This window comes from Kitasatospora sp. NPDC002551, assembly GCF_040296005.1.
Taxonomy (GTDB): domain Bacteria; phylum Actinomycetota; class Actinomycetes; order Streptomycetales; family Streptomycetaceae; genus Kitasatospora.
Window position 1 is genome coordinate 61,711 of the sequence record NZ_JBEOWI010000029.1, and the last position, 25,808, is coordinate 87,518.

General features: G+C 72.3%; 24 protein-coding genes. 15 read left to right on the forward strand and 9 right to left on the reverse strand.

Going from position 1 to position 25,808, the window contains the following annotated elements; translation table 11 throughout:
* Positions 1 to 9 precede the first annotated feature (9 nt).
* Together tal and tkt are read right to left on the reverse strand one after the other, a co-directional pair.
* Entirely contained in the window at positions 10 to 1,164 is a 1,155-nt protein-coding gene (gene tal, locus ABT093_RS23655; protein WP_350567535.1) for a transaldolase, read from the reverse strand.
* Between the two features lie 87 nt (positions 1,165 to 1,251).
* Positions 1,252 to 3,348: a transketolase gene (tkt, locus tag ABT093_RS23660; RefSeq protein ID WP_350567538.1), complete on the reverse strand. Its 2,097-nt coding sequence runs from the start codon at positions 3,346 to 3,348 to the stop codon at positions 1,252 to 1,254.
* A gap of 499 nt (positions 3,349 to 3,847) precedes the next feature.
* Here tkt and ABT093_RS23665 point away from each other — a divergent pair, with 499 nt between their 5' ends.
* The gene (locus ABT093_RS23665; RefSeq protein ID WP_350567540.1) at positions 3,848 to 4,789 is read left to right on the forward strand and encodes a heme o synthase; all 942 of its coding nucleotides are present in this window, start codon (positions 3,848 to 3,850) and stop codon (positions 4,787 to 4,789) included.
* A gap of 55 nt (positions 4,790 to 4,844) precedes the next feature.
* On the opposite strand, the gene ABT093_RS23670 is transcribed toward ABT093_RS23665, so the two are convergent.
* Positions 4,845 to 5,486 carry a DUF2461 domain-containing protein gene (locus ABT093_RS23670; protein ID WP_350567543.1) on the reverse strand — a complete coding sequence of 214 codons (642 nt, stop codon included), beginning with the start codon at positions 5,484 to 5,486 and terminating at the stop codon, positions 4,845 to 4,847.
* Between the two features lie 72 nt (positions 5,487 to 5,558).
* Here ABT093_RS23670 and ABT093_RS23675 point away from each other — a divergent pair, with 72 nt between their 5' ends.
* Positions 5,559 to 5,897 carry a hypothetical protein gene (locus ABT093_RS23675; protein ID WP_350567545.1) on the forward strand — a complete coding sequence of 113 codons (339 nt, stop codon included), beginning with the start codon at positions 5,559 to 5,561 and terminating at the stop codon, positions 5,895 to 5,897.
* 78 nt (positions 5,898 to 5,975) lie between these two features.
* Here ABT093_RS23675 and ABT093_RS23680 read toward each other — a convergent pair whose 3' ends face one another.
* Positions 5,976 to 6,959, reverse strand: coding sequence for a COX15/CtaA family protein (locus ABT093_RS23680; protein ID WP_350567548.1), 984 nt, complete (start codon positions 6,957 to 6,959; stop codon positions 5,976 to 5,978).
* A gap of 246 nt (positions 6,960 to 7,205) precedes the next feature.
* Here ABT093_RS23680 and ABT093_RS23685 point away from each other — a divergent pair, with 246 nt between their 5' ends.
* The gene (locus ABT093_RS23685; protein WP_350567550.1) at positions 7,206 to 8,588 is read left to right on the forward strand and encodes a choice-of-anchor A family protein; all 1,383 of its coding nucleotides are present in this window, start codon (positions 7,206 to 7,208) and stop codon (positions 8,586 to 8,588) included.
* 323 nt (positions 8,589 to 8,911) lie between these two features.
* The gene (locus ABT093_RS23690; RefSeq protein WP_350567553.1) at positions 8,912 to 9,658 is read left to right on the forward strand and encodes an LAETG motif-containing sortase-dependent surface protein; all 747 of its coding nucleotides are present in this window, start codon (positions 8,912 to 8,914) and stop codon (positions 9,656 to 9,658) included.
* 84 nt (positions 9,659 to 9,742) lie between these two features.
* Here the strand turns inward: ABT093_RS23690 and ABT093_RS23695 are convergent, their stop codons facing one another.
* Both ABT093_RS23695 and ABT093_RS23700 read right to left on the reverse strand, forming a co-directional pair.
* Positions 9,743 to 10,513: an ABC transporter permease gene (locus tag ABT093_RS23695; protein ID WP_350567555.1), complete on the reverse strand. Its 771-nt coding sequence runs from the start codon at positions 10,511 to 10,513 to the stop codon at positions 9,743 to 9,745.
* Positions 10,510 to 11,436: an ABC transporter ATP-binding protein gene (locus tag ABT093_RS23700; RefSeq protein ID WP_350567557.1), complete on the reverse strand. Its 927-nt coding sequence runs from the start codon at positions 11,434 to 11,436 to the stop codon at positions 10,510 to 10,512. Before ABT093_RS23700 ends, ABT093_RS23695 begins: the two co-directional genes overlap by 4 nt.
* Before the next feature lie 164 nt (positions 11,437 to 11,600).
* Here ABT093_RS23700 and ABT093_RS23705 point away from each other — a divergent pair, with 164 nt between their 5' ends.
* The 9 genes from ABT093_RS23705 to ABT093_RS23745 all read left to right on the forward strand — a co-directional run bounded on the left by ABT093_RS23705 (position 11,601) and on the right by ABT093_RS23745 (position 19,547).
* Entirely contained in the window at positions 11,601 to 12,446 is an 846-nt protein-coding gene (locus ABT093_RS23705; protein WP_350567559.1) for a helix-turn-helix transcriptional regulator, read from the forward strand.
* 9 nt (positions 12,447 to 12,455) lie between these two features.
* Positions 12,456 to 13,871 carry a Fe-S cluster assembly protein SufB gene (gene sufB, locus ABT093_RS23710; protein ID WP_350567561.1) on the forward strand — a complete coding sequence of 472 codons (1,416 nt, stop codon included), beginning with the start codon at positions 12,456 to 12,458 and terminating at the stop codon, positions 13,869 to 13,871.
* Between the two features lie 60 nt (positions 13,872 to 13,931).
* Positions 13,932 to 15,191, forward strand: coding sequence for a Fe-S cluster assembly protein SufD (gene sufD / locus ABT093_RS23715; RefSeq protein ID WP_350567563.1), 1,260 nt, complete (start codon positions 13,932 to 13,934; stop codon positions 15,189 to 15,191).
* 5 nt (positions 15,192 to 15,196) lie between these two features.
* Positions 15,197 to 15,514, forward strand: coding sequence for a bifunctional 3-phenylpropionate/cinnamic acid dioxygenase ferredoxin subunit (locus ABT093_RS23720; RefSeq protein WP_344324904.1), 318 nt, complete (start codon positions 15,197 to 15,199; stop codon positions 15,512 to 15,514).
* Positions 15,515 to 15,520: 6 nt separating this feature from the next.
* Positions 15,521 to 16,285 (forward strand): Fe-S cluster assembly ATPase SufC, encoded by a 765-nt coding sequence (gene sufC, locus ABT093_RS23725; protein ID WP_350567565.1) that lies wholly within the window; start codon positions 15,521 to 15,523, stop codon positions 16,283 to 16,285.
* A 32-nt stretch (positions 16,286 to 16,317) separates the two neighbouring features.
* Complete coding sequence (locus tag ABT093_RS23730) at positions 16,318 to 17,565, forward strand: cysteine desulfurase (protein WP_502884300.1); 1,248 nt, start codon at positions 16,318 to 16,320, stop codon at positions 17,563 to 17,565.
* A 19-nt stretch (positions 17,566 to 17,584) separates the two neighbouring features.
* Positions 17,585 to 18,037 (forward strand): Fe-S cluster assembly sulfur transfer protein SufU, encoded by a 453-nt coding sequence (gene sufU, locus ABT093_RS23735; RefSeq protein WP_344324910.1) that lies wholly within the window; start codon positions 17,585 to 17,587, stop codon positions 18,035 to 18,037.
* Between the two features lie 9 nt (positions 18,038 to 18,046).
* On the forward strand, positions 18,047 to 18,421 hold the full coding sequence (locus ABT093_RS23740) for a metal-sulfur cluster assembly factor (RefSeq protein WP_350567567.1): 375 nt from the start codon (positions 18,047 to 18,049) through the stop codon (positions 18,419 to 18,421).
* Positions 18,422 to 19,091: 670 nt separating this feature from the next.
* Entirely contained in the window at positions 19,092 to 19,547 is a 456-nt protein-coding gene (locus tag ABT093_RS23745) for an LOG family protein (protein WP_350567646.1), read from the forward strand.
* 68 nt (positions 19,548 to 19,615) lie between these two features.
* On the opposite strand, the gene ABT093_RS23750 is transcribed toward ABT093_RS23745, so the two are convergent.
* Both ABT093_RS23750 and ABT093_RS23755 read right to left on the reverse strand, forming a co-directional pair.
* A complete protein-coding gene (locus ABT093_RS23750) occupies positions 19,616 to 20,047 on the reverse strand; it encodes an NUDIX domain-containing protein (RefSeq protein WP_350567569.1) in 432 nt (143 codons plus the stop codon).
* A gap of 321 nt (positions 20,048 to 20,368) precedes the next feature.
* Entirely contained in the window at positions 20,369 to 21,700 is a 1,332-nt protein-coding gene (locus ABT093_RS23755) for an MFS transporter (protein ID WP_350567570.1), read from the reverse strand.
* A 333-nt stretch (positions 21,701 to 22,033) separates the two neighbouring features.
* On the opposite strand from ABT093_RS23755, the gene ABT093_RS23760 reads away from it, so the two are divergent.
* Entirely contained in the window at positions 22,034 to 23,653 is a 1,620-nt protein-coding gene (locus ABT093_RS23760) for a hypothetical protein (RefSeq protein ID WP_350567573.1), read from the forward strand.
* Between the two features lie 28 nt (positions 23,654 to 23,681).
* Here ABT093_RS23760 and ABT093_RS23765 read toward each other — a convergent pair whose 3' ends face one another.
* Positions 23,682 to 24,128, reverse strand: coding sequence for a VOC family protein (locus ABT093_RS23765; protein ID WP_350567575.1), 447 nt, complete (start codon positions 24,126 to 24,128; stop codon positions 23,682 to 23,684).
* A 175-nt stretch (positions 24,129 to 24,303) separates the two neighbouring features.
* Between ABT093_RS23765 and ABT093_RS23770 the strand changes: the two genes are divergently transcribed.
* Positions 24,304 to 25,578 carry a hypothetical protein gene (locus ABT093_RS23770; protein ID WP_350567578.1) on the forward strand — a complete coding sequence of 425 codons (1,275 nt, stop codon included), beginning with the start codon at positions 24,304 to 24,306 and terminating at the stop codon, positions 25,576 to 25,578.
* Positions 25,579 to 25,808: the final 230 nt, after the last annotated feature.

Genomic DNA, 25,808 nt, shown 5'->3' on the forward strand with positions numbered 1-25,808 from the left:
GAGCAGGGGTCACTTCTCGTCGGCGCCGTGCTTGTCCGACAGCGCGGCGAGCGAGGCGGTGACGGTGTCGAGCAGTTCGTTCCAGGACTGCTCGAACTTCTCCACACCCTCGTCCTCCAGCACCTGGACCACGTCGTCGTAGTCCACGCCGGCGGCGGCGACGGCGTCCATCACGGCCTTGGCGTCGGCGTAGTTGGGGACGATGGTGCCGCCGGTGACGACGCCGTGGTCGTCGGTGGCGTCCAGGGTGGCCTCGGGCATCGTGTTGACGGTGCCGGGGGCGACCAGCTCGGTGACGTACAGGGTGTCCGGCAGGGCCGGGTCCTTGACGCCGGTGGAGGCCCACAGCGGGCGCTGCGGCTTGGCGCCGGCGGCCTCCAGGGCCGTCCAGCGGGCGCTGCCGGCGGTCTTGCCGTCGACGCTGCCGAAGACCTCCTCGTAGGCCTGGTAGGCGAGGCGGGCGTTGGCCAGGGCGGCCTTGGAGCGGAGGTTCTTCGCGTCGCCGCCGATCTTCTCCAGGCGCTTGTCGATCTCGGTGTCGACGCGGGAGACGAAGAAGGAGGCGACCGACTCGATCTGGGAGAGGTCCAGGCCCTTGGCCTTGGCGGCCTCCAGACCGGTCAGGTAGGCGTCGATGACGGCCTTGTAGCGCTCCAGCGAGAAGATCAGCGTGACGTTGACGCTGATGCCCTTGCCGATGACCTCGCTGATGGCCGGCAGGCCGGCCTTGGTGGCGGGGATCTTGATGAAGACGTTCGGACGGTCGACCAGCCACCACAGCTGCTTGGCCTCGGCCACGGTGGCGGCGGTCTCGTGGGCCAGCCGCGGGTCCACCTCGATGGAGACCCGGCCGTCGCGGCCGTTGGACGCGTCGTAGACCGGGCGCAGCACGTCGGCGGCGTCGCGCACGTCCGAGGTGGTGATCATGCGGACGGCCTCGTCGGTGGTGACCTTGCGGACGGCGAGGTCGCGCAGCTGGCCGTCGTAGGAGCTGTCGCCGCCGCCGATGGCCTTCTGGAAGATGGTGGGGTTGGTGGTCACGCCGACCACGTGCTTGTGCTGCACCAGCTCGGCGAGGTTCCCGGTGTTCAGCCGCTTGCGGCTGAGGTCGTCCAGCCAGATCGCAACGCCTTCGTCGCTGAGGCGCTTCAGTGCGTCAGTCATGGTGCTTCCGTCCCTTTGTTTCTTCTGCTGTGGGGTGTGGGGCCGGCCGGGGCGCCGATGTGCGGTCGGCGCCCCGGCCCGGTGCCGCTAGCGGTTGACGGCCTCGAGCGAGCGCAGCGCGTTGTGGGCCTCGGCGACGACGCGCTCGGCGGTGATGCCGAACTCCTCGAAGAGCACCTTGTAGTCGGCGGAGGCGCCGAAGTGCTCCAGCGAGACGATCCGGCCGTGGTCGCCGACCAGCTCGCGCCAGCCCTGGGCGATGCCGGCCTCGACCGAGACGCGGGCCTTGACCGACGGCGGCAGCACGCTGTCGCGGTAGGCCTGGTCCTGCTCCTGGAACCACTCGAAGGAGGGCAGCGAGACGACGCGGGTCGCGATGCCCTCGGCCTCCAGGACCTCGCGGGCCTTGACGGCCAGCTGGACCTCGGAGCCGGTGCCGAGCAGGATCACCTGCGGGGTGCCGGTGGAGGCCTCGGCCAGGACGTAGCCGCCCTTCGCGGCGCCCTCGGCGCTGCCGAAGGACGAGCGGTCGAAGGTCGGGACGTTCTGGCGGGTGAGCGCCAGGCCGACCGGGCCGGGGTGGGTGGTCTGCCGCTCGATGACCGTGCGCCAGGCGACGGCGGTCTCGTTGGCGTCGGCCGGGCGGACCACGGACAGGCCCGGGATGGCGCGCAGCGAGGCCAGGTGCTCGACCGGCTGGTGGGTCGGGCCGTCCTCGCCGAGGCCGATGGAGTCGTGCGTCCAGACGTAGGTGACCGGCAGCTTCATCAGGGCGGCCAGGCGGACGGCCGGGCGCATGTAGTCGGCGAAGACCAGGAAGGTGCCGCCGTAGACGCGGGTCTTCCCGTGCAGCGCGATGCCGTTCATGGTGGAGCCCATGGCGTGCTCGCGGATGCCGAAGTGGATGGTGCGGCCGTAGGGGCCGGCCGTCTTCAGCGGGTTGCCGTCGGGGAGGAAGGAGCTGTCCTCGTCGATCGTGGTGAGGTTGGACTCGGCGAGGTCGGCCGAGCCGCCCCACAGCTCCGGGATCACCGCGCCGAGGGCCTTGAGGGTCTCGCCGCTGGCCTTGCGGGTGGCGACGTCCTTGCCGGCCTCGAAGACCGGGACGGCCTTCTTCCAGCCCTCGGGCAGCTCGCCGGCCTCGATCCGGTCGAACTCGGCGGCGCGGTGCGGGTTGGCGGCGCGCCAGGCCCCGAAGGACTGCTCCCACTCGGCGCGGGCGGCCTTGCCGCGCTTGACGACCAGCCGGGCGTGCTCGATGACCTGGTCGCTGACCTCGAAGGTCTTCTCCGGGTCGAAGCCCAGGACCTTCTTGGTGGCGGCGATCTCGGCGGCGCCGAGCGCGGAGCCGTGGGCCTTGGCGGTGTTCTGGGCGTCCGGGGCCGGCCAGGCGATGATCGTGCGCATCGCGATCATCGACGGGCGGGAGGTCTCGGCCTTGGCGGCGGCCAGCGCCTCGGCGAGCGCGGCGACGTCGATGTCGCCGTTGCTCTTCGGGGTGACGCGCTGGACGTGCCAGCCGTACGCCTCGTAGCGCTTGAGGACGTCCTCGGAGAAGGCGGTCTCGGTGTCGCCCTCGATCGAGATGTGGTTGTCGTCGTACAGGGCGACCAGGTTGCCGAGCTTCTGGTGGCCGGCCAGCGAGGAGGCCTCGGCGGAGATGCCCTCCTCCAGGTCGCCGTCGGAGACGACGGCCCAGACGGTGTGGTCGAACGGCGACTCGCCGGCCGGGGCGTCCGGGTCGAACAGGCCGCGCTCGAAGCGGGCGGCCATGGCCATGCCCACCGCGTTCGCGATGCCCTGGCCGAGCGGGCCGGTGGTGGTCTCGACGCCGGCGGTGTGGCCGTGCTCGGGGTGGCCCGGGGTGCGGCTGCCGGCCACCCGGAAGGCCTTGAGGTCGTCGAGCTCCAGGCCGTAGCCGGAGAAGTAGAGCTGGGTGTACAGCGTCAGGCTGGTGTGACCGGGGGAGAGGACGAACCGGTCACGGCCGACCCAGGACGGGTCGGTGGGGTCGTGGCGCAGGAAGCGCTGGAAGATCAGGTAGGCGGCGGGGGCCAGGGACATGGCCGTCCCCGGGTGTCCGTTGCCGACCTTCTGAACCGCGTCCATCGCCAGGACACGGGCCGTGTCGACGGTCCGCTCGTCGAGGTCCGACCACTCGAATGCATTCGGCGTCGTGCTCACCCTGTCTCAGGGCTCCTTCCATGGTGAAGAGTGACCCCGTGAGGGACCGGGTCGGCCACGTCGCTGGGGCCGGACGCTGAGGTGGTGCCGGTCACGGAGGGTAGATCCCGCTTCTGTGGGCGAGCCTACCGTCCGGGCCGGGGCTCACCCTCCGTGGTGGGACAACTCAGGCATGTTGGCCGTCATTCCCCGGTCGGTCCGTGGACGACCGCGGGCCGTCGCGGCAGGCCCCTTTGTCCACCCTCGCCCGGATCCGTCCGGTTCGCCTCTCCGGGGTGCGGGAGGGGGACGGCGGGCCTCGCGGGGGTCCGGCGGACAACGCTCCAGGTCGGGGCGGCGGGGGTTCACCCGGGGGTGTGCGTTCCGCCTCGCCGGGGCACCCCGGGGCCGGTGGGGAGATATGGAGCGTCTAAGGTGGCGTGGTACGCGCAGAGCGGACGATTCGGGAGACAACGTTCCGGTGGCCGCCTGTGAGGATTCATCTTCAGTTGGGGTGTTAGTGACCGCCGTCGAATCCCGTCCCGCCGGGGTCACCGGGGCGACGCCTGCGCACCGGCCGTTCGGGGCCCGTGTCGGCGCCTTCGTCGCACTGACCAAACCGCGGATCATCGAGCTGCTGCTGATCACCACCGTGCCGGTGATGTTCCTGGCGGAGCGCGGTGTGCCGGACCTGGTGCTGGTGCTGAAGGTGGTCCTCGGCGGATACCTCTCGGCGGGCGGCGCGAACGCCCTCAACATGTACATCGACCGCGACATCGACGCGGTGATGTCCCGCACCGAGCGCCGGCCGATCGTCACCGGCATGGTCTCGCCGCGCGAGGCGCTGGTGTTCGGCATCGCGCTCGGCGTGCTGTCGACGGTCTGGCTGGGCGTCCTGGTCAACTGGCTGTCCTCGGCGCTGGCGCTCGGCGCCCTGCTGTTCTACGTGTTCGTCTACACGCTGGGGCTCAAGCGGCGCACCGCGCAGAACATCGTCTGGGGCGGCATCGCCGGCTGCATGCCGGTCTTCGTCGGCTGGGCGGCGGTGACCAACTCGCTCTCCTGGTCGGCGCTGGTGCTCTTCCTGGTGATCTTCTTCTGGACGCCGCCGCACTACTGGCCGCTGTCGATGAAGGTCCGCGAGGACTACGCCCGGGCCGGGGTGCCGATGCTCCCGGTGATCAAGGGCAACCTGGCGGTCGCCAAGCAGATCGTCGCCTACTCCTGGGTGATGGTGGGGGTCTCGCTGCTGCTGTGGCCGCTGGCCGACACCAGCTGGCTCTACCCGGTGGCGGCGGTGCTGCTGGGCGCGGCCTGGCTCAAGGAGGCGCACGCGCTGTACGCGCGGGCCAAGGCCGGTGTCGTGGGCGCGAAGCTCAAGGAGATGCGGCTGTTCCACTGGTCGATCACCTACCTGACGCTGCTGTTCGTGGTGATCGCGGTGGATCCGTTCGTGAAGTGATGTGGTGAGTGAGGCCCCGGTCGATCCGACCGGGGCCTTTTTCTTTCGTCGCCGCTCAGCGGTCGGGGAGCTCGGAGGGGCCGACGTGGCCGTCCAGCCAGTCCTTGAGCGGCTGCGAGGCGCGCAGGAAGCCGGTGATCCGCTCGTACGCCGCCCGGGTGCCCAGCCAGGGTTCCGGGGCCCACTCCTGCCAGGCGATCAGCCCCTTGTGGCGCAGCAGCGCGATCCGCGGGTGGTCCTTGGGGTAGCCGCGCGGGGCGGACTTCAGGGAGTCCCGGCCGACGACCTCGGGGCCCTCCGCGCGGACCCGGGCGACCACGCGCTCCAGCTCCGCGCCGGAGACGTCCTCGGCGACCGCGGCGCGGTAGCGGTCCAGCTGGTCGGGGGCGAGCCGGTACAGCCCGTTGCCGCAGGCCAGCCCGTCGGCGGAGAGCTGGACGTAGCCGCCGGCCCGCAGGTGGGCGCCGATGTGGGTCTTGTACGGGGACTTGTCGGCGCTGAACCGCACGTCGCGGTTGGGGCGGAAGATCCTGCCGGGCCCGAACTCGGGTTCCAGCTCGGCCAGCAGGTCCTCCATGGGCTCCCGCACGGCGTGCTCGTACCGGTCCAGGTGGGACTGCCAGAAGGTCTTGGAGTTGTCGGCCTCGAGGTGCTCGTAGAAGTCGAGGGCCTCGGCCGGCCAGCCGTCGAAGGTCACCCCACCAGTATGTGGCCCGGTGCACACCGCGCTCCCGTCGCCAGCTTCCCTACCGCTGGGTAGCATGCGGGCATGAGCAGCGCAGAGACCGCCACCCCCGCCGCGCCGGACGCCCGCGCCGAGCGCCGCGCCAAGCGCATCGCCAGGAACCTGACCGCCTTCGCCGAGCAGCACGGCGGCAGCGCCGACGGCGTCGTCGAGTACGTCGGCGCGGTCGCCACCCGGATCGTCGTGGTCGGCGCCGACGGCACCTGGGGCGACCAGGTCGCGCCCAGCTACGCGGTGGGCCGCCGGGCCGCCGAGCTGGCCGGGCTCACCCTGCACGACGACTTCGAGGGCGAGCTGGCCCTGAAGGTGAGGACCGGCGCCTACGAGTGGAAGCGGATGGCCGGCATCCAGCTCGGCGGCTGACGCCCGCGCTCCGTACGCCGCACGCGTGCCGAGGGGCCCCGGTCGGGAAGACCGGGGCCCCTCGTGGTGTCGCGGGCGTCAGGCGGTGGCGGGCTCGGGGGCGCGGGGTGCGGGGGTGTCGGCGGGGGCGTCCTCGCGGGTGCGCAGGGCGAGGGGGATGCGCAGGGCGGCGATCCAGATCAGGGTGGCGCCCAGCATGTGCAGGCCGACCAGCAGCTCCGGGACGTCGGTGAAGTACTGGACGAAGCCGATGACGCCCTGGAGCAGCAGGCCGATCAGCAGCTCGCGGGCCCGGGCCTTGGCGGCCGGCGGGGCCTTGACGGCGGCGAAGACGAAGATCACCGCGATGGAGAGGCCGATCGAGACGAAGGCCAGGTCGGCGTGGGCCTGGGCGAGGCGGTCGTAGTCGATCGGGATGCGCGGGACCATCTTGTTGTCCTTGGGCGTCCCGGGGTGGTGGCCGGCGCCGGTGACCAGGGTGCCGGCGGCGACCAGCAGGCCGATCGCGCCGACCAGGACGTAGCCGAGCCGCTTGATCGGCTCGGCCACCAGCGGGCGGGCCGGGCCGTCGCCCTCCTTGCTGCGCTCCCACATCAGCGTGGCGACCCAGACCAGCCCCATCGCGGCGATCAGGTGCAGCGCCACGGTGTAGGGGTTGAGGCCGGTCAGCACGGTGATGCCGCCGAGCACGGCGTTGCTCATCACCAGCCAGAACTGCGCCCAGCCGAGCTTGGTCAGGCCGCGCCGCCAGGGCCGGTGGCAGCGGGCGGCGAGGATCGCCCAGCCGACGGCGGCGCTCAGCACATAGGTGAGCATCCGGTTGGCGAACTCGACGACGCCGTGGAAGCCCATCTCGGCGGTCGGGGTGAGGCTCTCGTCGGTGCAGCGCGGCCAGGTGGTGCAGCCGAGGCCGGAGGCGGTGAGCCGGACGGCACCGCCGGTGACGACGATCACCACGCTCATCACCAGCGCGGCGAACGCGGCGCGCTTGACCACGGCGGCGGAGGGCTGCCAGCGCTCGGCGAGCAGGGAGAAGGGGGTGGTGTTAGGCACGGCGTCCATGGTATGCGGCCTTACGGCCGATCTTGGAGCGGGGCGGACGCCGTCGTTCCGACCTGACGGCGGAGCTTTCCCGAGTCGACATAGCGCTAAACCCGTTGACCGTAAAGACGGAGCAAAAAGGACTGTTCGGGCAACGCGGGCATTGGTCTTGACCAATCACCCATTTGGCCGAAAGAGTGCGGGTTGGTCCATACCTTTTTCAGGTGGACCCCTCCCACCCCCCGCACGTAAGCGGAGAACCTGCACATGCGCATATCCGTTCCCGCCGCAGCGCTCGCGCTCGGCGGTTCACTCGTACTGGCCGGTCTCATCGCCCCGGCCGCCGCCCACGCAGCCGACCCGAACCAGTGCCTGAGCCTCGGGGTCGCCAACCTCTACGGTGAGTTCGTCGAGGGTGACGACACCCATACGCCGGACGCCGAGGGTGCGGTGGCGGTCGGCGGCAACGCCGACTTCACCGGTGGCTTCTCGGTCGGCCAGGAACTGACCGCGGACCAGGTCAAGGCGCTGCCCGGCGGCAACGCCCTGGTCGTCGCCGGCAAGCTGACCGGTGGCAACACCCAGGTGATGAAGGGGAACGGCGTCTACGGCTCGGCCGCCGCCGGCGCGGTCATCCAGGCCCACCAGGGCACCACCGCCCAGGGCGGCTCGCCGATCGACTTCGCCGCCGAGTTCGCCCGGGCGCGCGCCGTCGCCACCACGCTGGCGGGGCTGCCGCAGACCGCCGGCGCCACGGTCGAGGCCAAGGGCAAGGAGCTCCACCTCACCAGCGGCGACGCGAAGTTCAACAGCTTCACGGTCCCCGCCGCCACCCTCCAGGGCGCGACCGACATCTTCGTGAAGGTGCCGGCCGGCGCGGTCACCGTGGTCACCGTGACCGGCTCGTCGTACGACCAGGCCGCCGCGAAGACCACCGGCTTCCACCTGTGGGACGAGGGCAAGAAGGCCTACGTCCTGGACGACAAGCTGCAGAGCGCGCACGGCGGCGCCATCCGCTCCAAGCTGCTCTGGAACTTCCCGACCGCCACCAAGGTGGTCAAGAGCAGCCAGGCCGCCTGGTCCGGCACCGTGCTGGCGCCGAACGCCGCGTTCGACCTCGGCTCCGCGGCCCCGGTGAACGGCTCGGTCATCGTCAAGTCGCTGACCGGCAAGGGCGGTGCGGAGACGCACCACTACCCGTTCACCGGCTGCCTGCCGACCGTCGTGCCGCCCACCATGCCGCCGACCACCCCGGCCACCACGCCGCCGGTGGTGGTGCCGACCGGTACGCCGTCCGCCACCACCACGCCGACCACGCCGGGCAGCACCGGGACGCCGAGCACCCCGGGCACCCCCGGTCCCTCCGTGACGCCGGGCGGCTCGGGCAGCCCGTCCGCGTCCGGTTCGGCGAAGCCGAGCGCGAGTACGAGCGCGAGCGCCCCGGCGAGCCCGTCGGCCTCCGCCTCCGGCTCCGCGGCGGTGCCGGGCGCCTCCGCGAGCCCGTCGGCCGAGGCCAGCGCCGGGGGCGGTCTCGCCCACACCGGCTCCGGTCCGGTCGTGCCGCTGGCGATCGGCGGCGCGGTGGTGATCGCCGCCGGTGGTGCGCTGGTGGTGGTCGCGCGTCGGCGCAAGGCGGCCGGCCAGGCCTGAGCCCCGCCGCGCGGTGGCTCCGGGCTGACCTGAATTGCCCGAACAGGCACCCCCGATGATCGAGAACGATCATCGGGGGTCGCTCTTTTCGGCCACTGTGACAGAGTTCATTCCATGTTGGCCGAAGCGGTGTCTTCCGAGGCAGTGGGTGTGATGGGCTGCCGAAGCACACGAGTGGGCGGACGGACAGAGGAAATCCGGCCGCGCAGCGGGGTGTGGAGGGGTGCGGGACTGCCGGTAGAGTCCCCCGGACGGTCGTAGCGGGCCACCGCTGTTCCACTCAACGCGCCTGCTGCACAAGACGTTTCGGAGGGGACAACGAGATGGCGCGACAGCGGCGGCAGACAGTGGCCAGGAGCGGCGCGGCGATCGCGGGGACGGCGGCCGCCGCCGTCCTGCTGCCGGTGGTGCTGGCGGGCAGTGCCTCGGCGCACGTGCCGACCTGGAAGGTCACCTGCGACACGATCGTGGTCGACCTGACCAACTACAGCACCGAAGCGGGCATCAAGAACGCCGTCAGCCTGAGCATCGACGGCGTGAAGGTGCTCGACCAGAAGGAGTTCGGCAAGGAGTTCCACCAGACCTTCCCGGTGGCCGCGCACAGCGCGCCGGTCGACGCCGTCCTCGTGGTGACCACCACCGAGGACCCGAAGAACACGGACTGGAACAAGACCGAGACCAAGACGATCCCGGTCTGCGCGACCCCGACGCCCACCCCGACGCCGACTCCCACGCCCACCCCGACGCCGACGCCGACTCCCACGCCGACGCCGACGCCGACTCCCACGCCGACCCCGACGCCGACGCTCACCCCGACCCCGACGCCGACGCCCAGCCGTACGGCGACGCCGACCCCGACGCCCACGCCGACCCGGACGGCGACGCCCACCCCCAGCCGTACCGCGACGCCGACCCCGACCGCCACGCACACCCCGGTCGCGCCGGCGCTCGCGCAGACCGGTAGCAGCGACGCCACCCCGGTCATCGCGGCCGTCGGCGGCGGTGTCGTGGTGCTCGGCGGCGCGCTCCTGCTGCTCACCCGCCGCCGTCGCGGCAACAGCGAGGGCTGAGCCGGAGCACCGGACAGCGACGACGGCCCCCGGCTCACTGGATGAGCCGGGGGCCGTCGTCGTACCGGGGGTGCGGCGCGGCCGCTACTCCCAGCGGAAGAAGCGCGCGGCGGCCGCGAGAGCGGCCACCGCCCAGGCCGCGAGGATGCCGAGGTCGGCCCAGGGCGTGCCGGCGCCGGTCTGCAGGACCGAGCGGAGGCCGTCCGAGAGGGCGGCGATCGGCAGCAGCTCCAGGGCGGACTGGACGGCGGCGGGGAACTTCGAGAGCGGGACGACCACCCCGCCGGCCAGCAGCAGCAGGACGAACACCAGGTTGGCGGCGGCCAGCGTCGCCTCCGCGCGCAGCGTGCCGGCCATCAGCAGTCCGAGCCCGGAGAACGCCGCCGTGCCGAGCACCAGCAGCGCGGCGACGGCGAGCACGTTGCCCTGCGGGGACCAGCCGAGGGCCAGCGCGATCACCGACAGCAGCGCCACCTGGAGCGCCTCGGTGACCAGCACGCAGCCGGTCTTCGCGGTGAGCAGCGCCCAGCGGGGGAGCGGGCTGGCGCCCAGGCGCTTCAGCACGCCGTAGCGGCGCTCGAAGCCGGTGGCGATGGCCTGGCCGGTGAAGGCGGTGGACATCACCGCGAGCGCGAGCAGCCCCGGGGCGAGGAAGTCGACCCGCTTGCCGGGCCCCTCGACGGCGACGACGTCCACCGCGGAGAAGAGCACCAGCAGCACCGTCGGGATGACCACGGTGAGCAGCAGCTGCTCACCGTTGCGCAGCAGCATCCGGGTCTCGAACGCGGTCTGCGCGAGCAGCATCCGGCCGACCGGCGCGGCACCGGGCTTCGGGGCGTAGTCGGTGGTCGTCATGAACGCAGGTCCCGTCCGGTCAGGTCGAGGAAGACGTCTTCGAGGCCGCGGCGCTGCACCGCGAGCCGTTCGGGCAGGATCCCGCCGGCCGCGCACCAGGCGGTGACGGTGGCCAGCAGCTGCGGGTCGACCGGCGCCTCGACGCGGTAGCTGCCGGGGGAGGTCTCGGCGGCGGTGGCGCCCTCGGGGAGTTCCTTGAGCAGGACGGTGAGGTCGAGCCCGGGCGGGGCGTCGAAGCGCACGGTGGACTCGGCGCCGCCGCGGCAGAGCTCGTCCGGGCTGCCCTCGGCGATCACCTTGCCGCGGTCGACGATCGCGACCCGGTCGGCGAGCTGCTCGGCCTCCTCCATGTGGTGGGTGGTGACCACCACGGTGACGCCGTCCCGGCGCAGGTCGCGGACCAGCTCCCAGGTGGCGCGGCGGGCCTGCGGGTCGAGGCCCGCGGTGGGCTCGTCCAGGAAGACCAGTTCGGGGCGGCCGACCACGGCCATCGCCAGCGCGAGCCGCTGCTGCTGGCCGCCGGAGAGCCGGCGGTAGGTGGTGCGGCCGCAGGAGCCGAGGCCGAGCCGCTCGACCAGCGCGTCGACGTCCAGCGGGTGGGCGTGCAGCTTCGCGGTGTGCCGGAGCATCTCGACGGCGCGGGCGCCCGCGTAGACACCGCCGGCCTGCAGCATCACGCCGATCCGGGGGCGCAGCTCGGCGCCCCGGGTGACCGGGTCGAGACCGAGGACGCGCACGGTGCCGGCGTCCGGACGGCGGTAGCCCTCGCAGGTCTCGATGGTGGTGGTCTTGCCGGCGCCGTTGGGGCCGAGGACGGCGGTCACGGCGCCGCGCGCGATGCTGAGGTCGAGACCGTCCACCGCGGGCTTGTCCCCGTAGCGCTTGACCAGTCCGGTGATCTGGACCGCGGGTTCGGATTGCATACGGGTGAGTCTAAGAGGCCCCAACAGGCCGTTCGGTCACTGGGCTTGATCATTTCATCCGCAGGTCAGGTAAGGCTTACCTGCGTGACAGATGCCACGGGTGAGGCCTGGATCACGGCTTGTCCTGTCGGAAGTAATTACGCAACACTGGTGTTGTGAAAAACATGCGCGAGCACGCCACGCAGCAGGAGGCCGAGTCGGCCCCCGGCTGCGCCGTGCCCGCGACGGCGGCCGAGGTGCTGCTGGACGGCCACCGCGCCACCCGCGACCGGGTTGCCCGCTCGATCCTGGACCACGGCCCCTCCTCCGCCGCCGACCTGGCGAGCCGGCTCGGCCTCACCGCCGCGGCCGTCCGCCGTCACCTGGACGGACTGGCCGCCGCCGGGCTGGTCGAGTCCCGCGAGCAGCGGGTCTACGGCAGCCGCGGCCGGGGCCGCCCGGCCAAGGTCTTCGCCCTCACCGACGCCGGTCGTGACGCCTTCTACCAGGAGTACGACCAGCTCGCCGCCGACGCCCTGCGCTGGATCTCGGACTCGGTGGGCGGCGGCAAGGCCGGCGAGGAGGCGGTCGCCGCCTTCGCCCGGGCCCGGTTCGGCCGGCAGGCCGAGAAGTACCTGGAGGCCCTGCGCACCACCGGGGCGGCGGAGCGCACCGAGGCCCTCGCCCAGGCCCTGAGCGCCGACGGGTACGCTGCCACGGTGCGGCGGGTCCCGTCGGCCGCGGCGAAGGCCCCGGCGGGCGCCCAGCTCTGCCAGCACCACTGCCCGGTCGCGCACATCGCCGAGCAGTTCCCGCAGCTCTGCGAGGCGGAGACCGAGGTCTTCTCCCAGCTGCTGGGCACCCATGTGCAACGGCTGGCCACCATCGCCCACGGCGACGGGGTCTGCACCACCTATGTGCCGGCACCCGGTGCCGCATCGTCGCCCGCCCTGCGCTCCGCCGCGGGCCGGGACACCGGTGCAGCGCCGACTGCCGGTACGTCCACCGAAGATTCAGCGTCCGCGCGTTAGGAAGCCCGCATGACTGACACCGTTTCGCACCCCGAGCTCGAAGGCCTCGGCACTTACGAGTACGGCTGGGCCGACCCGGACGTGGCCGGCGCCGCCGCCAAGCGCGGACTGAACGAGGACGTCGTCCGCGACATCTCGGCCAAGAAGAACGAGTCCGAGTGGATGCTGAACCTGCGTCTCAAGGGCCTCAAGCTGTTCGGGAAGAAGCCCATGCCGACCTGGGGCTCCGACCTGTCCGGCATCGACTTCGACAACATCAAGTACTTCGTCCGCTCCACCGAGAAGCAGGCCGAGTCCTGGGAGGACCTGCCGGCGGACATCAAGGCGACGTACGACAAGCTCGGCATCCCGGAGGCGGAGAAGCAGCGCCTGGTCGCCGGTGTCGCCGCCCAGTACGAGTCCGAGGTCGTCTACCACCAGATCCGCGAGGACCTGGAGGAGCAGGGCGTCATCTTCCTGGACACCGACACCGCGCTGCGCGAGCACCCGGAGCTGTTCAAGGAGTACTTCGGCACCGTCATCCCGGCCGGCGACAACAAGTTCGCCGCGCTGAACACGGCCGTCTGGTCCGGCGGCTCCTTCATCTACGTGCCGAAGGGCGTGCACGTCGACATCCCGCTGCAGGCCTACTTCCGGATCAACACCGAGAACATGGGCCAGTTCGAGCGGACGCTGATCATCGTCGACGAGGACGCCTACGTCCACTACGTCGAGGGCTGCACCGCGCCGATCTACTCCTCCGACTCGCTGCACTCGGCGGTCGTGGAGATCATCGTCAAGAAGGGCGGCCGCTGCCGCTACACGACCATCCAGAACTGGTCGAACAACGTCTACAACCTGGTCACCAAGCGCGCCGTGGCGTACGAGGGCGCGACCATGGAGTGGATCGACGGCAACATCGGCTCCAAGGTCACCATGAAGTACCCGGCCGTCTACCTGATGGGCGAGCACGCCAAGGGCGAGACCCTGTCCATCGCCTTCGCCGGCGAGGGCCAGCACCAGGACGCCGGCGCCAAGATGGTCCACATGGCGCCGAACACCTCCTCCAACATCGTCTCCAAGTCGGTGGCCCGGGGCGGCGGCCGCACCTCCTACCGCGGTCTGATCGAGATCGGCGAGGGCTCCAAGGGCGCCAAGTCCAACGTGCTCTGCGACGCGCTGCTGGTCGACACGATCTCGCGCTCGGACACCTACCCCTACGTGGACGTCCGCGAGGACGACGTGTCCATGGGCCACGAGGCGACCGTCTCCAAGGTCAGCGAGGACCAGCTCTTCTACCTGATGAGCCGCGGCATGACCGAGTTCGAGGCCATGGCGATGATCGTCCGCGGCTTCGTCGAGCCCATCGCGCGCGAGCTGCCGATGGAGTACGCGCTGGAGCTGAACCGGCTGATCGAGCTGCAGATGGAGGGCTCCGTCGGCTGACCCCCGGCCGCCCCGCCGTCCATCGACATTTTTTTGAGGAAGAGAGCACAACGAACAGCCATGGCTGACACGCCTTTGAATGCCGCTGCGAACAACACCGGCTCCACCACCGCCGGTTCGATCGAGGTCGGCACCGCCGGCGCCGGCGCCCAGCTGGCCGGCCCCGGCACCGGCCGGGACAGCGTCCGGCAGCCGATCGACGCCCGCGTCGCGGTCGAGCCCTCCTTCGACGTCGCGGACTTCCCGGTGCCCACCGGCCGCGAGGAGGACTGGCGGTTCACCCCGCTGCACCGCCTGGCCGGCCTGCACGACGGCACGGCCGCCGCGGACGCCGAGAAGATCGCCGCGGGCGTCGACAAGGTCGAGCTGAGCCTGCCCGAGGGCGTCACCGCCGAGACCGTCGGCCGTGACGACGCCCGCCTCGGCAAGGCCGGCAAGCCGGTCGACCGGGTCGCCGCGCAGGCGTTCAGCGCCTTCGAGCAGGCGCTCGTGGTCACCGTTCCCAAGGAGACGGTGCTCACCGAGCCGGTGCGGATCGACGTGCACGGCGAGGGCGGCGTCCGCTTCGCCCACGTGGTCATCGACGTCAAGCCGTTCGCCGAGGCCGTCGTGGTGCTGGGCCACACCGGCACCGGCGCCCGGGCCGCCAACGTCGAGCTGCTGCTCGGCGACGGCGCCAAGCTCACCTTCGTCTCCGTCCAGGACTGGGACCGCGACGCGGTGCACGCCGCCCAGCAGACCGCGCTGATCGGCCGCGACGCCTCGCTGAAGTCCGTCGTCGTCACCTTCGGCGGTGACGTCGTCCGCCTGCACCCGCGCGTGAACTACGCCGCGCCCGGCGGCGAGGCCGAGCTGTTCGGCCTCTACTTCGCCGACGCCGGCCAGCACCTGGAGCACCGGCTGGTCATCGACCACGACACGCCGCACTGCCGCTCCAACGTCGTCTACAAGGGCGCGCTGCAGGGCCAGGACGCGCACGCCGTGTGGATCGGCGACGTGCTGATCCGCGCCGCGGCCGAGGGCACCGACACCTACGAGCACAACCGCAACCTGGTGCTCACCGACGGCGCCCGGGTCGACTCCGTGCCGAACCTGGAGATCGAGACCGGCGAGATCGTCGGCGCCGGCCACGCCTCCGCGACCGGCCGCTTCGACGACGAGCAGCTCTTCTACCTGCAGGCCCGCGGCATCCCGGCCGACGAGGCCCGCCGCCTGGTGGTGCGCGGCTTCTTCGCCGAGCTGGTCCAGCAGATCGGCGTCGCCGAGATCCAGGACCAGCTCATGGAGAAGATCGAGGCCGAGCTGGAATCGGCGGTCTGACACCCATGAGCTTCCTTCGCGCCTGCGCGCTGAGCGAACTGGCTGAGGACGTGCCCAAGCGCGTCGACCTCAACGGTGTCCCGGTCGCCGTCGTCCGCACCGACGAGGGGGTGTTCGCGATCAACGACATCTGCTCGCACGCGAACGTCTCGCTCTCCGAGGGCGAGGTCGAGGACTGCATGATCGAGTGCTGGCTGCACGGCTCCAGCTTCGACCTGCGCACCGGCAAGCCCTCCGGCCTGCCCGCCACCAAGCCGGTCGCTGTCTACCCCGTAAAGATCGAAGGGGACGATGTGCTCGTCTCCGTCAACCAGGAGTCCTGAGTACACATGGCTACCCTTGAAATCCGCGACCTGCACGTCTCCGTCGAAGCCGAGAACGGCCCCCGGGAGATCCTGAAGGGCGTCGACCTGACCGTGAAGCAGGGCGAGACCCACGCCATCATGGGTCCGAACGGCTCCGGCAAGTCCACCCTCGCCTACTCGCTGGCCGGCCACCCCAAGTACACCGTCACCGGCGGCTCCGTCCTGCTGGACGGCGAGGACGTGCTGGAGATGTCCGTCGACGAGCGCGCCCGGGCCGGCGTCTTCCTGGCCATGCAGTACCCGGTCGAGGTCCCCGGCGTCTCGGTCTCCAACTTCCTGCGCACCGCCGCCACCGCCGTCCGCGGCGAGGCCCCCAAGCTGCGCACCTGGGTGAAGGAGGTCAAGGAGGCGATGGCCGCCCTCCAGATGGACCCGGCCTTCGCCGAGCGCAACGTCAACGAGGGCTTCTCCGGCGGTGAGAAGAAGCGCCACGAGATCCTCCAGCTGGAGCTGCTCAAGCCGAGGATCGCGATCCTCGACGAGACCGACTCCGGCCTGGACGTCGACGCGCTGCGGGTCGTCTCCGAGGGCATCAACCGCGTGCGCTCGACCGGCGAGGTGGGCACCCTGCTGGTCACCCACTACACCCGCATCCTGCGGTACATCAAGCCCGACCAGGTCCACGTCTTCGCGGGCGGCCGCATCGTCGAGTCCGGCGGTGCCGAGCTGGCCGACAAGCTGGAGGAGGAGGGCTACGAGGCCTACGTGAAGGGTGGCGCGTCCGAGTGACCCAGACGCACGAGTCGCACGGGCCGGCGATCCTGCCGGGCCTGCTCGACACCGACGCGATCCGCAAGGACTTCCCGGTCCTGCAGCGCCTGCTGCACGACGGCAAGCCGCTCGTCTACCTGGACAACGCGGCCACCTCGCAGAAGCCCCGCCAGGTGCTCGACGCGCTGAACGCGTACTACGAGCGGCACAACGCCAACGTCCACCGCGGCGTGCACGTGCTCGCCGAGGAGGCCACGGCGCTCTACGAGGGCGCCCGTGACAAGGTCGCGGCGTTCATCAACGCGCCGAGCCGCGACGAGGTGGTCTTCACCAAGAACGCCTCCGAGTCGCTCAACCTGGTCGCCAACATGCTGACCTGGGCGGACGAGCCGTACCGGGTGGACGCCGAGTCCGAGATCGTCATCACGGAGATGGAGCACCACTCCAACATCGTTCCGTGGCAGCTGCTCTCGCAGCGCACCGGCGCGAAGCTGAAGTGGTTCGGGCTGACCGACGAGGGCCGGCTCGACCTCTCCAACATCGACGAGCTGATCACCGAGAAGACCAAGGTGGTCTCCTTCACCCTGGTCTCCAACCTGCTCGGCACGGTCAACCCGGTCGAGGCCATCGTGCGCAAGGCGCAGGACGTCGGCGCGCTGGTCGTGATCGACGCCTCGCAGGCCGCGCCGCACATGGTGCTGGACGTCCAGGCGCTGGAGGCCGACTTCGTCGCCTTCACCGGCCACAAGATGCTGGCCCCGACCGGCATCGGCGTGCTCTGGGGCCGCCAGGAGCTGCTGGAGGACCTCCCGCCGTTCCTCGGCGGCGGCGAGATGATCGAGACCGTCACCATGGGCTCGTCCACCTACGCCCCGGCGCCGCACAAGTTCGAGGCCGGCACCCCGCCGATCGCCCAGGCGGTCGGGCTCGGCGCGGCCATCGACTACCTGTCCGGCATCGGCATGGAGCGGATCGCCGCCCACGAGCACGCCATCACCGCGTACGCGGTCGAGCGGCTGCTGGAGGTCCCGGACCTGCGGATCATCGGCCCGCGCACGGCCGTCGACCGCGGCGCGGCGATCTCGTTCACGCTGGGGGACATCCACCCGCACGACGTGGGCCAGGTGCTCGACGAGCAGGGCATCGCGGTGCGCGTCGGTCACCACTGCGCGCGGCCGGTCTGCCTGCGGTACGGAATTCCGGCGACCACGCGGGCGTCGTTCTACCTGTACTCGACGCCGGGCGAGGTCGACGCGCTGATCGACGGCCTGCACCACGTCCGGAACTTCTTCGGCTGAGGGGACTGGGCACGCGACCATGAAGCTCGACTCGATGTACCAGGACATCATCCTGGACCACTACCGCAACCCGCACGGCAAGGGTCTGCGCGACGGTGACGCCGAGGTGCACCACGTCAACCCGACCTGCGGCGACGAGATCACCCTGCGGGTGAAGCTCGACGGCGCCACCGTCGCGGACGTCTCCTACGAGTCCCAGGGCTGTTCGATCAGCCAGGCCAGCGCCTCGGTGCTGAACGACCTGGTGGTCGGCAAGACCGTGGGCGAGGCGCAGGCGGTCCAGGAGGCCTTCCTGGAGCTGATGCAGAGCAAGGGCCAGGCCGAGGGCGACGAGGAGGTGCTGGAGGACGCCGTCGCGTTCGCCGGCGTCTCCAAGTACCCGGCCCGGGTCAAGTGCGCCCTGCTCAGCTGGATGGCCTGGAAGGACGCCACCGCCAAGGCCCTCGCCGAGCACCCCGCCGTCACCGACTGAGGACACCACATGAGCGACGAAACCACCTCCCCCGCGGAGGAGACGCCCTCCGGCCCGGTCGGCACCAGCGCCGGAACCGTCTCCGTCGAGGACCTGACCGAGGCCCTGATGGACGTCGTCGACCCCGAACTGGGCATCGACGTCGTCAACCTCGGCCTGATCTACGGCGTCCACATCGACGAGTCCGACGTGGCCACCATCGACATGACCCTCACCTCGGCGGCCTGCCCGCTGACCGACGTGATCGAGGACCAGGCCAAGACCGCCACCGACGGCCTGGTCCAGGACCTGCGCATCAACTGGGTCTGGATGCCGCCGTGGGGCCCCGACAAGATCACCGATGACGGCCGCGAGCAGCTGCGCGCCCTCGGCTTCAACGTCTGAGGCCGCCGCCGATCGTCACCCCGCTGCCGCGCGGTTCCTCCCTCCGGGGAAGGGGCCGCGCGGCAGCGGCGTTCTCGCCCCCAGCAGGGCGGCACGTGCGCGTGCGACACCCCTGGCCGTCACGCAAGCGCCGCCCCCGACCGCCTCGGGCCGTCCACCGAGGCCCGCGCAGGCCCGGCAGATCCCCGGTGCGGGCACCGGATCGTGGCACCTGCCGCACAACGTGCGCCTCACTGCGGAGCGTCCCGTCGGGCAGCCGGACCTTCTCGACCCGGTAGTACCCGGCGTCGGTGAGCTCCTTCAAGGCCTTGCGCACGGCCCCACGCCCCTGCGGACTGGTGTCGGCCATGTGCCGCCCGTCCTCCCGCCACCCATCGGGCCGGGAGAGCAGATCCGCGAGCAGACCGCGGGCGGTGTAGCTCAACTTCCGGTATTGCAACACGGAGTTGGGCAACACGGAGAAGTTGCGCGCGTGGGCGCTACGATGGAACGCATGGGAGTGTCAGCTCCTTTTGCCGGACCCCGGGGTGTTCCAGCACCGCCGGGGTCGCATTTTTCTCTTTGTATACGGAACGTATTACGCTATTTGACGCAGCGTGAGGTATTCGTGACTATCTGATAGGGTCCAAGGCTCCCCGGCTCGGCGACTCCCGCCACCGCTGCCCCATGACTGCCCTTAAGGGGACGGCGTGATCGTGCGCTGGAGAAGCTACTCGCTGACCATGCCGAGCACGGCCTCACCGGTGTCTCGTGCATCGCCAAGGGTGCGGACTCGATCTTCGCCGACGCGGTGCTCTCGCTGGGCGGTCGACTGGTCGCCGTGGTCCCGTCGGCCGACTACCGCCGGACCAAGGTCAAGCCGGCACACGCAGCCGAGTTCGACCGTCCTCACCAGGCCGCCGCCCAGGTTGTCGTCATGCCGTTCGCCGAGGCCGACCGCGAGGCTTACGAAGCCGCCAACAACGAGCTGCTGCGCCGTGCTGACCACTTGTTCGCCGTGTGGGACGGCAGGCCCGGCAACGGGCGCGGGGGGACCGCTGACACTGCCGGTGCAGCCCGTGCAGCCCGTGCAGCCCAGCTACCTGTGACGATCGTGTGGCCCGAGGGTGCCACCCGTACAAGCTGACGGAGCCGTCAGCTGGCCGCGAGCCTGGCCGCCCCGAAACGGATGCTTCGGGGCGGCCGTGCTTGTGACTACCTGACGGCGGTGAGGTCCCCGCGGGCGACGGCCGAGCGGAGGACCAAGGCGATCTCCTGCGGCAGGAGGTGGACCGCGTCGAGGGCCCCGGTGGTCAGCGGGATCTCCTCCAGGAGGTACTCGCCCCGCCCTTCCTGGCTGAACTCGGGACCGCTGCGGTCCTCGAAGCTCCACTCCTCGATGGTGGCGAGGTAGAAGTCCTGGCGCTCGCCCTCGCCCTCCATGGTGTGGAGCAGGCCGACGATCCGTGCCTCGCCCCCGACCTCCTCCCGCACCTCCCGCAACAGCGCCTCCTCGGGCCCCGGATCGGTCGCCTCGACCTTCCCCCCGACGATCACCCAGTACGGGTCGACGCCGGGGCGGATGCGCTTGATCAGCAGCATGGTGCCATGTGGAGTGAGGAGGACGGCCCGGACTCGGTGTTGCATGGTGCCTTCTTCCTTAGCGGGGCGGGTTCCTTCTGCTCATCGAACCAGAGGATTTGGGGTACTGGGTGTCGGCCGCGTGCCGGTGCACGCGGCCGACCCGAAACGCAGGCAGAGGCGCTGCGCTACGGGCGGCCACCCATCGGCGTCGCCGCCGTGGCCGTTTGATTTCGAGATCGGCACCGAGAGGTGGAGGTCCTCTCCGGGCGGCACGCGGCCAGGCCTCGGGTGGGCACCCGGGGGCGGGCATGCCGAGGCGCGGAAGCGCCGCTGCCCGGGACTTCGGAGGAAGTCCCGGGCAGCGGCGTTTGCCGTGCGAGGAGGTCAGGTGGTGCGGGGGCGCTTGGCTACGGCGATGGCGAGGGCGGTGCAGAGGAGGGCGGCGAGGAGGGTGAAGCCGCTGGTGGCGGGGAGGAGGCCGTAGGTCTGGACGAGGGCGCCGACGGCGACGATGGGGAGGGAGGAGCCGAGGTAGATGATGATCCACAGCGAGCTCAGCTCGGAGCCCCTCCGTTCGGGGTTCATCGCGGCGGCGGCGGTGGTGAACAGGGAGCGGAAGGCGATGCCCTGGCAGGCGCCGCCGAGGACGCTGCCGATGAACAGCAGGGCCGGGGTGCCGGTGTACTGGGCGGTGACGACCAGGGCAAGGCCGGCGGCCAGGCCGGCCATGCCGAGGGCGATCACCAGGCGGTCGGCGGTCGGCGGGACGAGCAGCTGGGCGACGGCCGAGGAGCCGAGCAGCAGGGCCGCGACCACGGCGCCGATCAGCTTGGAGTCGGTGTGCAGCAGCTTGGCGGCGAAGGCCGGGGCCAGGCTGAGGTAGACGCCGAAGACCGCGTAGGAGATGAACCCGGCCGCGGCGGCGAGCAGGAACTCCCGGCGGCCGGTGCGCGGCAGCCGCAGGCGCTGCGGGCGCAGGTGGGCCGGGGTGGTGATGCGCGGCGGGGCGGCCGGCGGGCGGTTGCGGCCGGGCATCCTCGGGTGGACGAGGGCGAGTGGCACGCAGAGGGCGAGCAGGGCGATCGCGTGCAGCAGGAAGGGCGTCGGCAGCGGGTCGGCGCCGCCGGCCAGCAGGGCGCCGACCACCGGGCCGAGTGCGACGCCGCCGGCGGAACAGGCCAGCGTGATCTTGGCGGCCCGGGTCGGGTGGTCCGGCATCAGGTCGCCCAGGGCGGCCCCGGCGGCGCCGGTGGACAGGCCCACCGCGATGCCCTGGACGGCCCGGCCGGCCGCGAGCTGCCAGAAGCTGCCGGAGGTCGCGAACACGACGTCGCCGACGGCGGACAGCGCGACGGCGGGCAGGATCAGGGCGCGTCGGCCGAGGTGGTCGGACCAGTGGCCGACCACGGCCAGCACCGGGACCAGCGCGAACACGTAGAACGCGAAGAGGATCGTGGTGTCCAGCGCGGTGAGGTGCAGCTGTTGCTGGAGGAGCGAGTAGATCGGCGTGGCCAGGTTGGCGCCGATCAGCATGAGCAGCAGGGCGGCGGCGACGAGGCCGACGCGTACTCCGCGCAGCGCGTTCCAGCGGCTGATCGCGGCGAGCCGGAGCTGGGCGCGGGGCGCGAGCTCCAGGGGAAGCAGGGCCTCCGACAGTCGGCGTCCGTCGAGCTGCGCGGTGCGCAGGCCGGAGCCGGCGGGGGAGAGGTCCGCCATGGCAGGGGTCTCCTGTGGCCGGGCGCCACCCGGGTCGGCGGGGTGTGCCGGCGCGCCCGTCCTGGCGGCGCTGTGGTGGTGGCCTCGGTGCGGGCTCCCTGGTGGAGCGGGTGAGCTGAGAGGGGGGCTACGTTGCCCGTCGGCGCGCGCGGGGTTGTGCGCGGTACCGACTTCGAAGGATAAGGGGTGGGCGCACGGTCGCGTCGCGCGCCCCTGGAGGCCGGGCGTCCGGGGTGCCCGGCCTATACGCTGAGGTGGTGGACCGGTGACGCGGAGGTGATGATCCCCGCGGCCGGACCGGCTGACCGCTCGGCGTAGGGAGAACGCGCAACGATGGCCGCACGACGTCGTAGGAACGCCGACACCCCGGCGGGTGGGCCGGGCGAGGGCGCGGTGCTGCCCGCCGACCTGGAGCTGCAGGATCTGTACGGGGCGTTCGCCGCGCACGGGCTGGACGACGACGACCTGGACGACGCGGCCGTGCTGGTGCCGCCGGTCGTCCTGCCGTCCGAGCCGGAGCTGGCCGATCGGGCGAAGGCCGTCCCGATGTTCGGGTGGGCGCTGAAGCTGGCCCGCTGGACGGCGCCGCACCGCGCGGTGGACGAGTTCGGCGACCTCACCGGCCCGGACCGGGCCCCGGCCGCCCGGCTGCTGGGCCTGGCCCCCGAGGAGGGGGACGCGCCGGAGGAGGCGGTGGTCGAGGCGATGCGCGCCTGGTCGCTGGCCTGCGACCTGGACCTGGTCGAGATCGGCACCACGGCGGCCGGCGAGCACGTCGCGATCCCCGGTCCGGACCTGGAGCCGGCCGAGGAGGGGGACCCCGAGACCGTCCTGGAGCTGTGGCTGACGGCCGCCGGGATCGTCCGCGAGCTGGCGGTGGAGGCGGACTCCCAGGAGCTGGAGGCGGAGGCCGGGGAGCAGGCGGAGGAAGAGGACGTCGACGGCCTGAACGAGGTCGAGGACGCCCGCGACGAGGCCGCCGAGCTGCTCGACGAGGCGCTGCAGGTGCTGTACGAGACCACCGCCTTCGCCGAGCCGGGCAACGAGACGGTGCCGCTGGGCGTGCTGGCGGCGCTGCTGGTGGTCCCGGAGGGCGAGGAGCCGAGCGACGAGCTGCTCGGCGACATCACCGATGTGATGGTCGCCCTGGACCCGATGCTCGCCGACCTCGCCGAGCTGGGCGTGCTGGAGTACCGTCCGATCGACCCGGAGCTCTTCGACGAGGAGGAGGAAGGGGAGGACGAGCGGCCGGCGCAGGCCGAGCCGGCCGAGCTGGACGAGGCGGAGTCCGCCCGGTTCGGGCTGGTCCGGCTCACCCCGCTGGGCCAGTACGGGATCCGGCAGTGGCTGCTGGAGGACGGCTACGACGCGCCGCTGGTCGGGGACCTGGCCCGGGGCGACGCCGCCGAGCTGCTGCGCGGGGTCAGCGAGGCCGCCAACGTGCTGCCCGAGGAGGAGCTGAAGGTCTGGGTCGCCGACCGGGAGCCGGTGGCGGCGGCGCGCGAGCTGCTGGCGGCGGCGCGCGGCAGCGACGCGTACGCCCCGATGCGGCGGCTGCTCTGCCACTCGGCGCTGACCCTGCTCGGCGCGTCCGCCGAGCCGTCCGTCCGCGAGGTGCTGGACGACCCGGAGCTGGGCGGCGGCGCGCGGGCCTGGCTGGTCGCGCTCGGCGCGGCGGACGTGCCGGTGCCGGACCGGGCGATGGCGCTGTGGACGGTGGTGGACGCCTTCGCGGCCCAGCTGCTGGACACCGGCGGCGATCCGGACCAGCTGCGCGACCTGGTCGCCGAGCTGCCGGTGACGGACGACCCGGTGGGCTACTTCGGCGAGCTGTGGCGGGTCGAGCACCCGTACACGGCGGACGTGCTGGAGGCGGTCGGCGAGCTGCACCCGGACCGGGCGGTGGCCAAGGAGGCCCGCAAGGCGGCGTTCAAGGCCCGTTCCCAGGGCTGAGCCGCCGCCCCGCGCCCAGCGACGCCCGTTACTGCGGGAGGTCGAGCGAGCCGTCCTCGGTGAAGGCGAAGAACGGGTTGTGGGCCAGCTCCCAGAGGTGGCCGTCCGGGTCCTCGAAGTACCCGGAGTAGCCGCCCCAGTCGGTCGCACCCGGCGGCCTGACCACGACGGCGCCGGCCGCCACCGCCGTCTCCAGGGCGGCGTCCACCAGGGCCGGGGACTCCAGGTTCACGGCGAGGGTGACGCCGCGGAACGCCGGTTCGCCGGCGGACGGCACGCCCGCGTCGGCGGCCAGCGCGTCGTGCGGGAAGAGGCCGAGCACCGAGTCGGCGGTGCGGAACCAGACGATCTCCGGGCTGGAGGCGGCCGAGCGGTGCCAGCCCAGCGCCTCGTAGAAGCGGGCGCTGCGGTCGAGGTCGGCCACCCCGAGGGTGACGATGCTGAGCCGGGCGGGGAAGGGCGTGGTCGCTGTCATGCCCGCCAGCGTAGGGAGCGCGACCGACAACGGCGCCCCGGGCGGGGCCGTCCGGTGGGGCGGCCGATCGGCCCGTCGGGCAAAGGGCTTGATGACCCGGCAGTTCGGGCCACGTATCGTTGCCCGGGTGCCGAGGGCACGGCGAGGACGGCGAGTGCAGGGGGTGCGGCGCGGGATGACGCGGGCGAGCGGAGCGGGCCGGGACGGCCGGTACGGGGACGGTGCGGGGACGGTGCACCCGGAGCCGTACGACCGCCCGGGGGAGCACCCGGACGGCCCCCCGGAGGAGTACCCGGCCGGAGACCTGGAGGAGTTCCTCGCCGTTCAGGAGGGACTCGCCCGCCGCACCCTCGCCGCGGCCGACTTCCCGGTGTACGGCGTCGCCCCCGTGCCGGGCCTGGGCGGCGGCGCGCTGGTCGGCTACGGGTCGGACGGCGCCGGCGCGGCGGTCGCCGGGCCGCCGGCCGGAACGGGAGCGGAGGCCGGGTGGGCCGCGCCCGGCTGGATCGAGGTCGGCTTCGGCGACTGGGCCTCGCCGCAGGGCCCCTACGTCACCGTGCGCACCCACCGGCCCGGCGCCGACCGGTTCGAGCCGCTGCCCGAGCTGGAGGACGTCGTCGAGGACGAGCGCGACCGGGTCTACGAGCAGCTCGGCGTCGACGAGGGCGACACGCCCGGCCGGGTCAGGGCGCTGCGCGAGTGGATCACCGTCGACGGCGAGACCCGCGCGGTGGAGGTGCACGAGGACCGGCGCGGCCTGTGGTCCGGCGCGGCGCTGCCCGGCTGTCCGGTCAGCGGCGGCGAGCCGGTCTGGGCGGGCCGGTTCCGGGTGGACGGGCTGACCGTCACGGTCTGCGGGCGCGGGGTGTCGCCGGGCGGCGTCGAGCTGGTGCGGATCCGCGACCACGAGCGCTGCCTGGGCGGCCGTACCGAGCTGCTGCGCGAGCTGGCCGTCCGCCGGGGCCGGTACCTGCCGGTGGAGCAGCGCGAACTCGCCCCGGTCTCCGGACTGGAGGCGCACCGGGCGGTGATCGCGCACGGCATCAGCGGGGCCGCCGCCCTGGAGGCGCGGCTGCGCTCCGGCCGCCCGCTCCGGCCGCCCCGCGGGGCACGTGCGGAGGCGGAGGCGCTGCGCCGGGAGGCGGCGGTGCGCCAGCAGATGCGGCTCGCCTCGGAGACCAGGGCGGAGGCGGCCGAGGCGGTGGCCTCGATGGTCGAACAACTCTGCCGGCTCTCCCAGCTGACGCACTGGGTGGTGGGCACGCCGGAGGGCGACGCCGCGGTGGAGGAGTCGATCCGGTACACGGTGTTCGCCAGCGAGGTGGCGAGCCTGCCGGCGCAGCGCGCCTGGCAGCAGGTCCGGCGCGGGGAGCGCGGGGAGCACGGGATGGGCGAGCAGCTGTGGCTGGCGGCCTGGGAGCAGTGGCGGGCGGCGCGCGCCGGACGGTGAGCCGGCGGCCGGGCGCCGGGGGCGTGACGCCGGCCGGCGGTGGCCTCGGGTGGGCCGAACGGAGGGTGACGGTGGCCCCACCGGCGGTGTGACCTGTGGTGACCAGGCAAAAGATGTGTCATGGGTTCGCATAAGGTCGGCCAATGACCACTCGGACGAGGTGTCCGCTTCACTCGGCGTTCACCGGGCGGGCAGAGTCTGCTGGGCGTCGACGACCAGCCTCGACACCT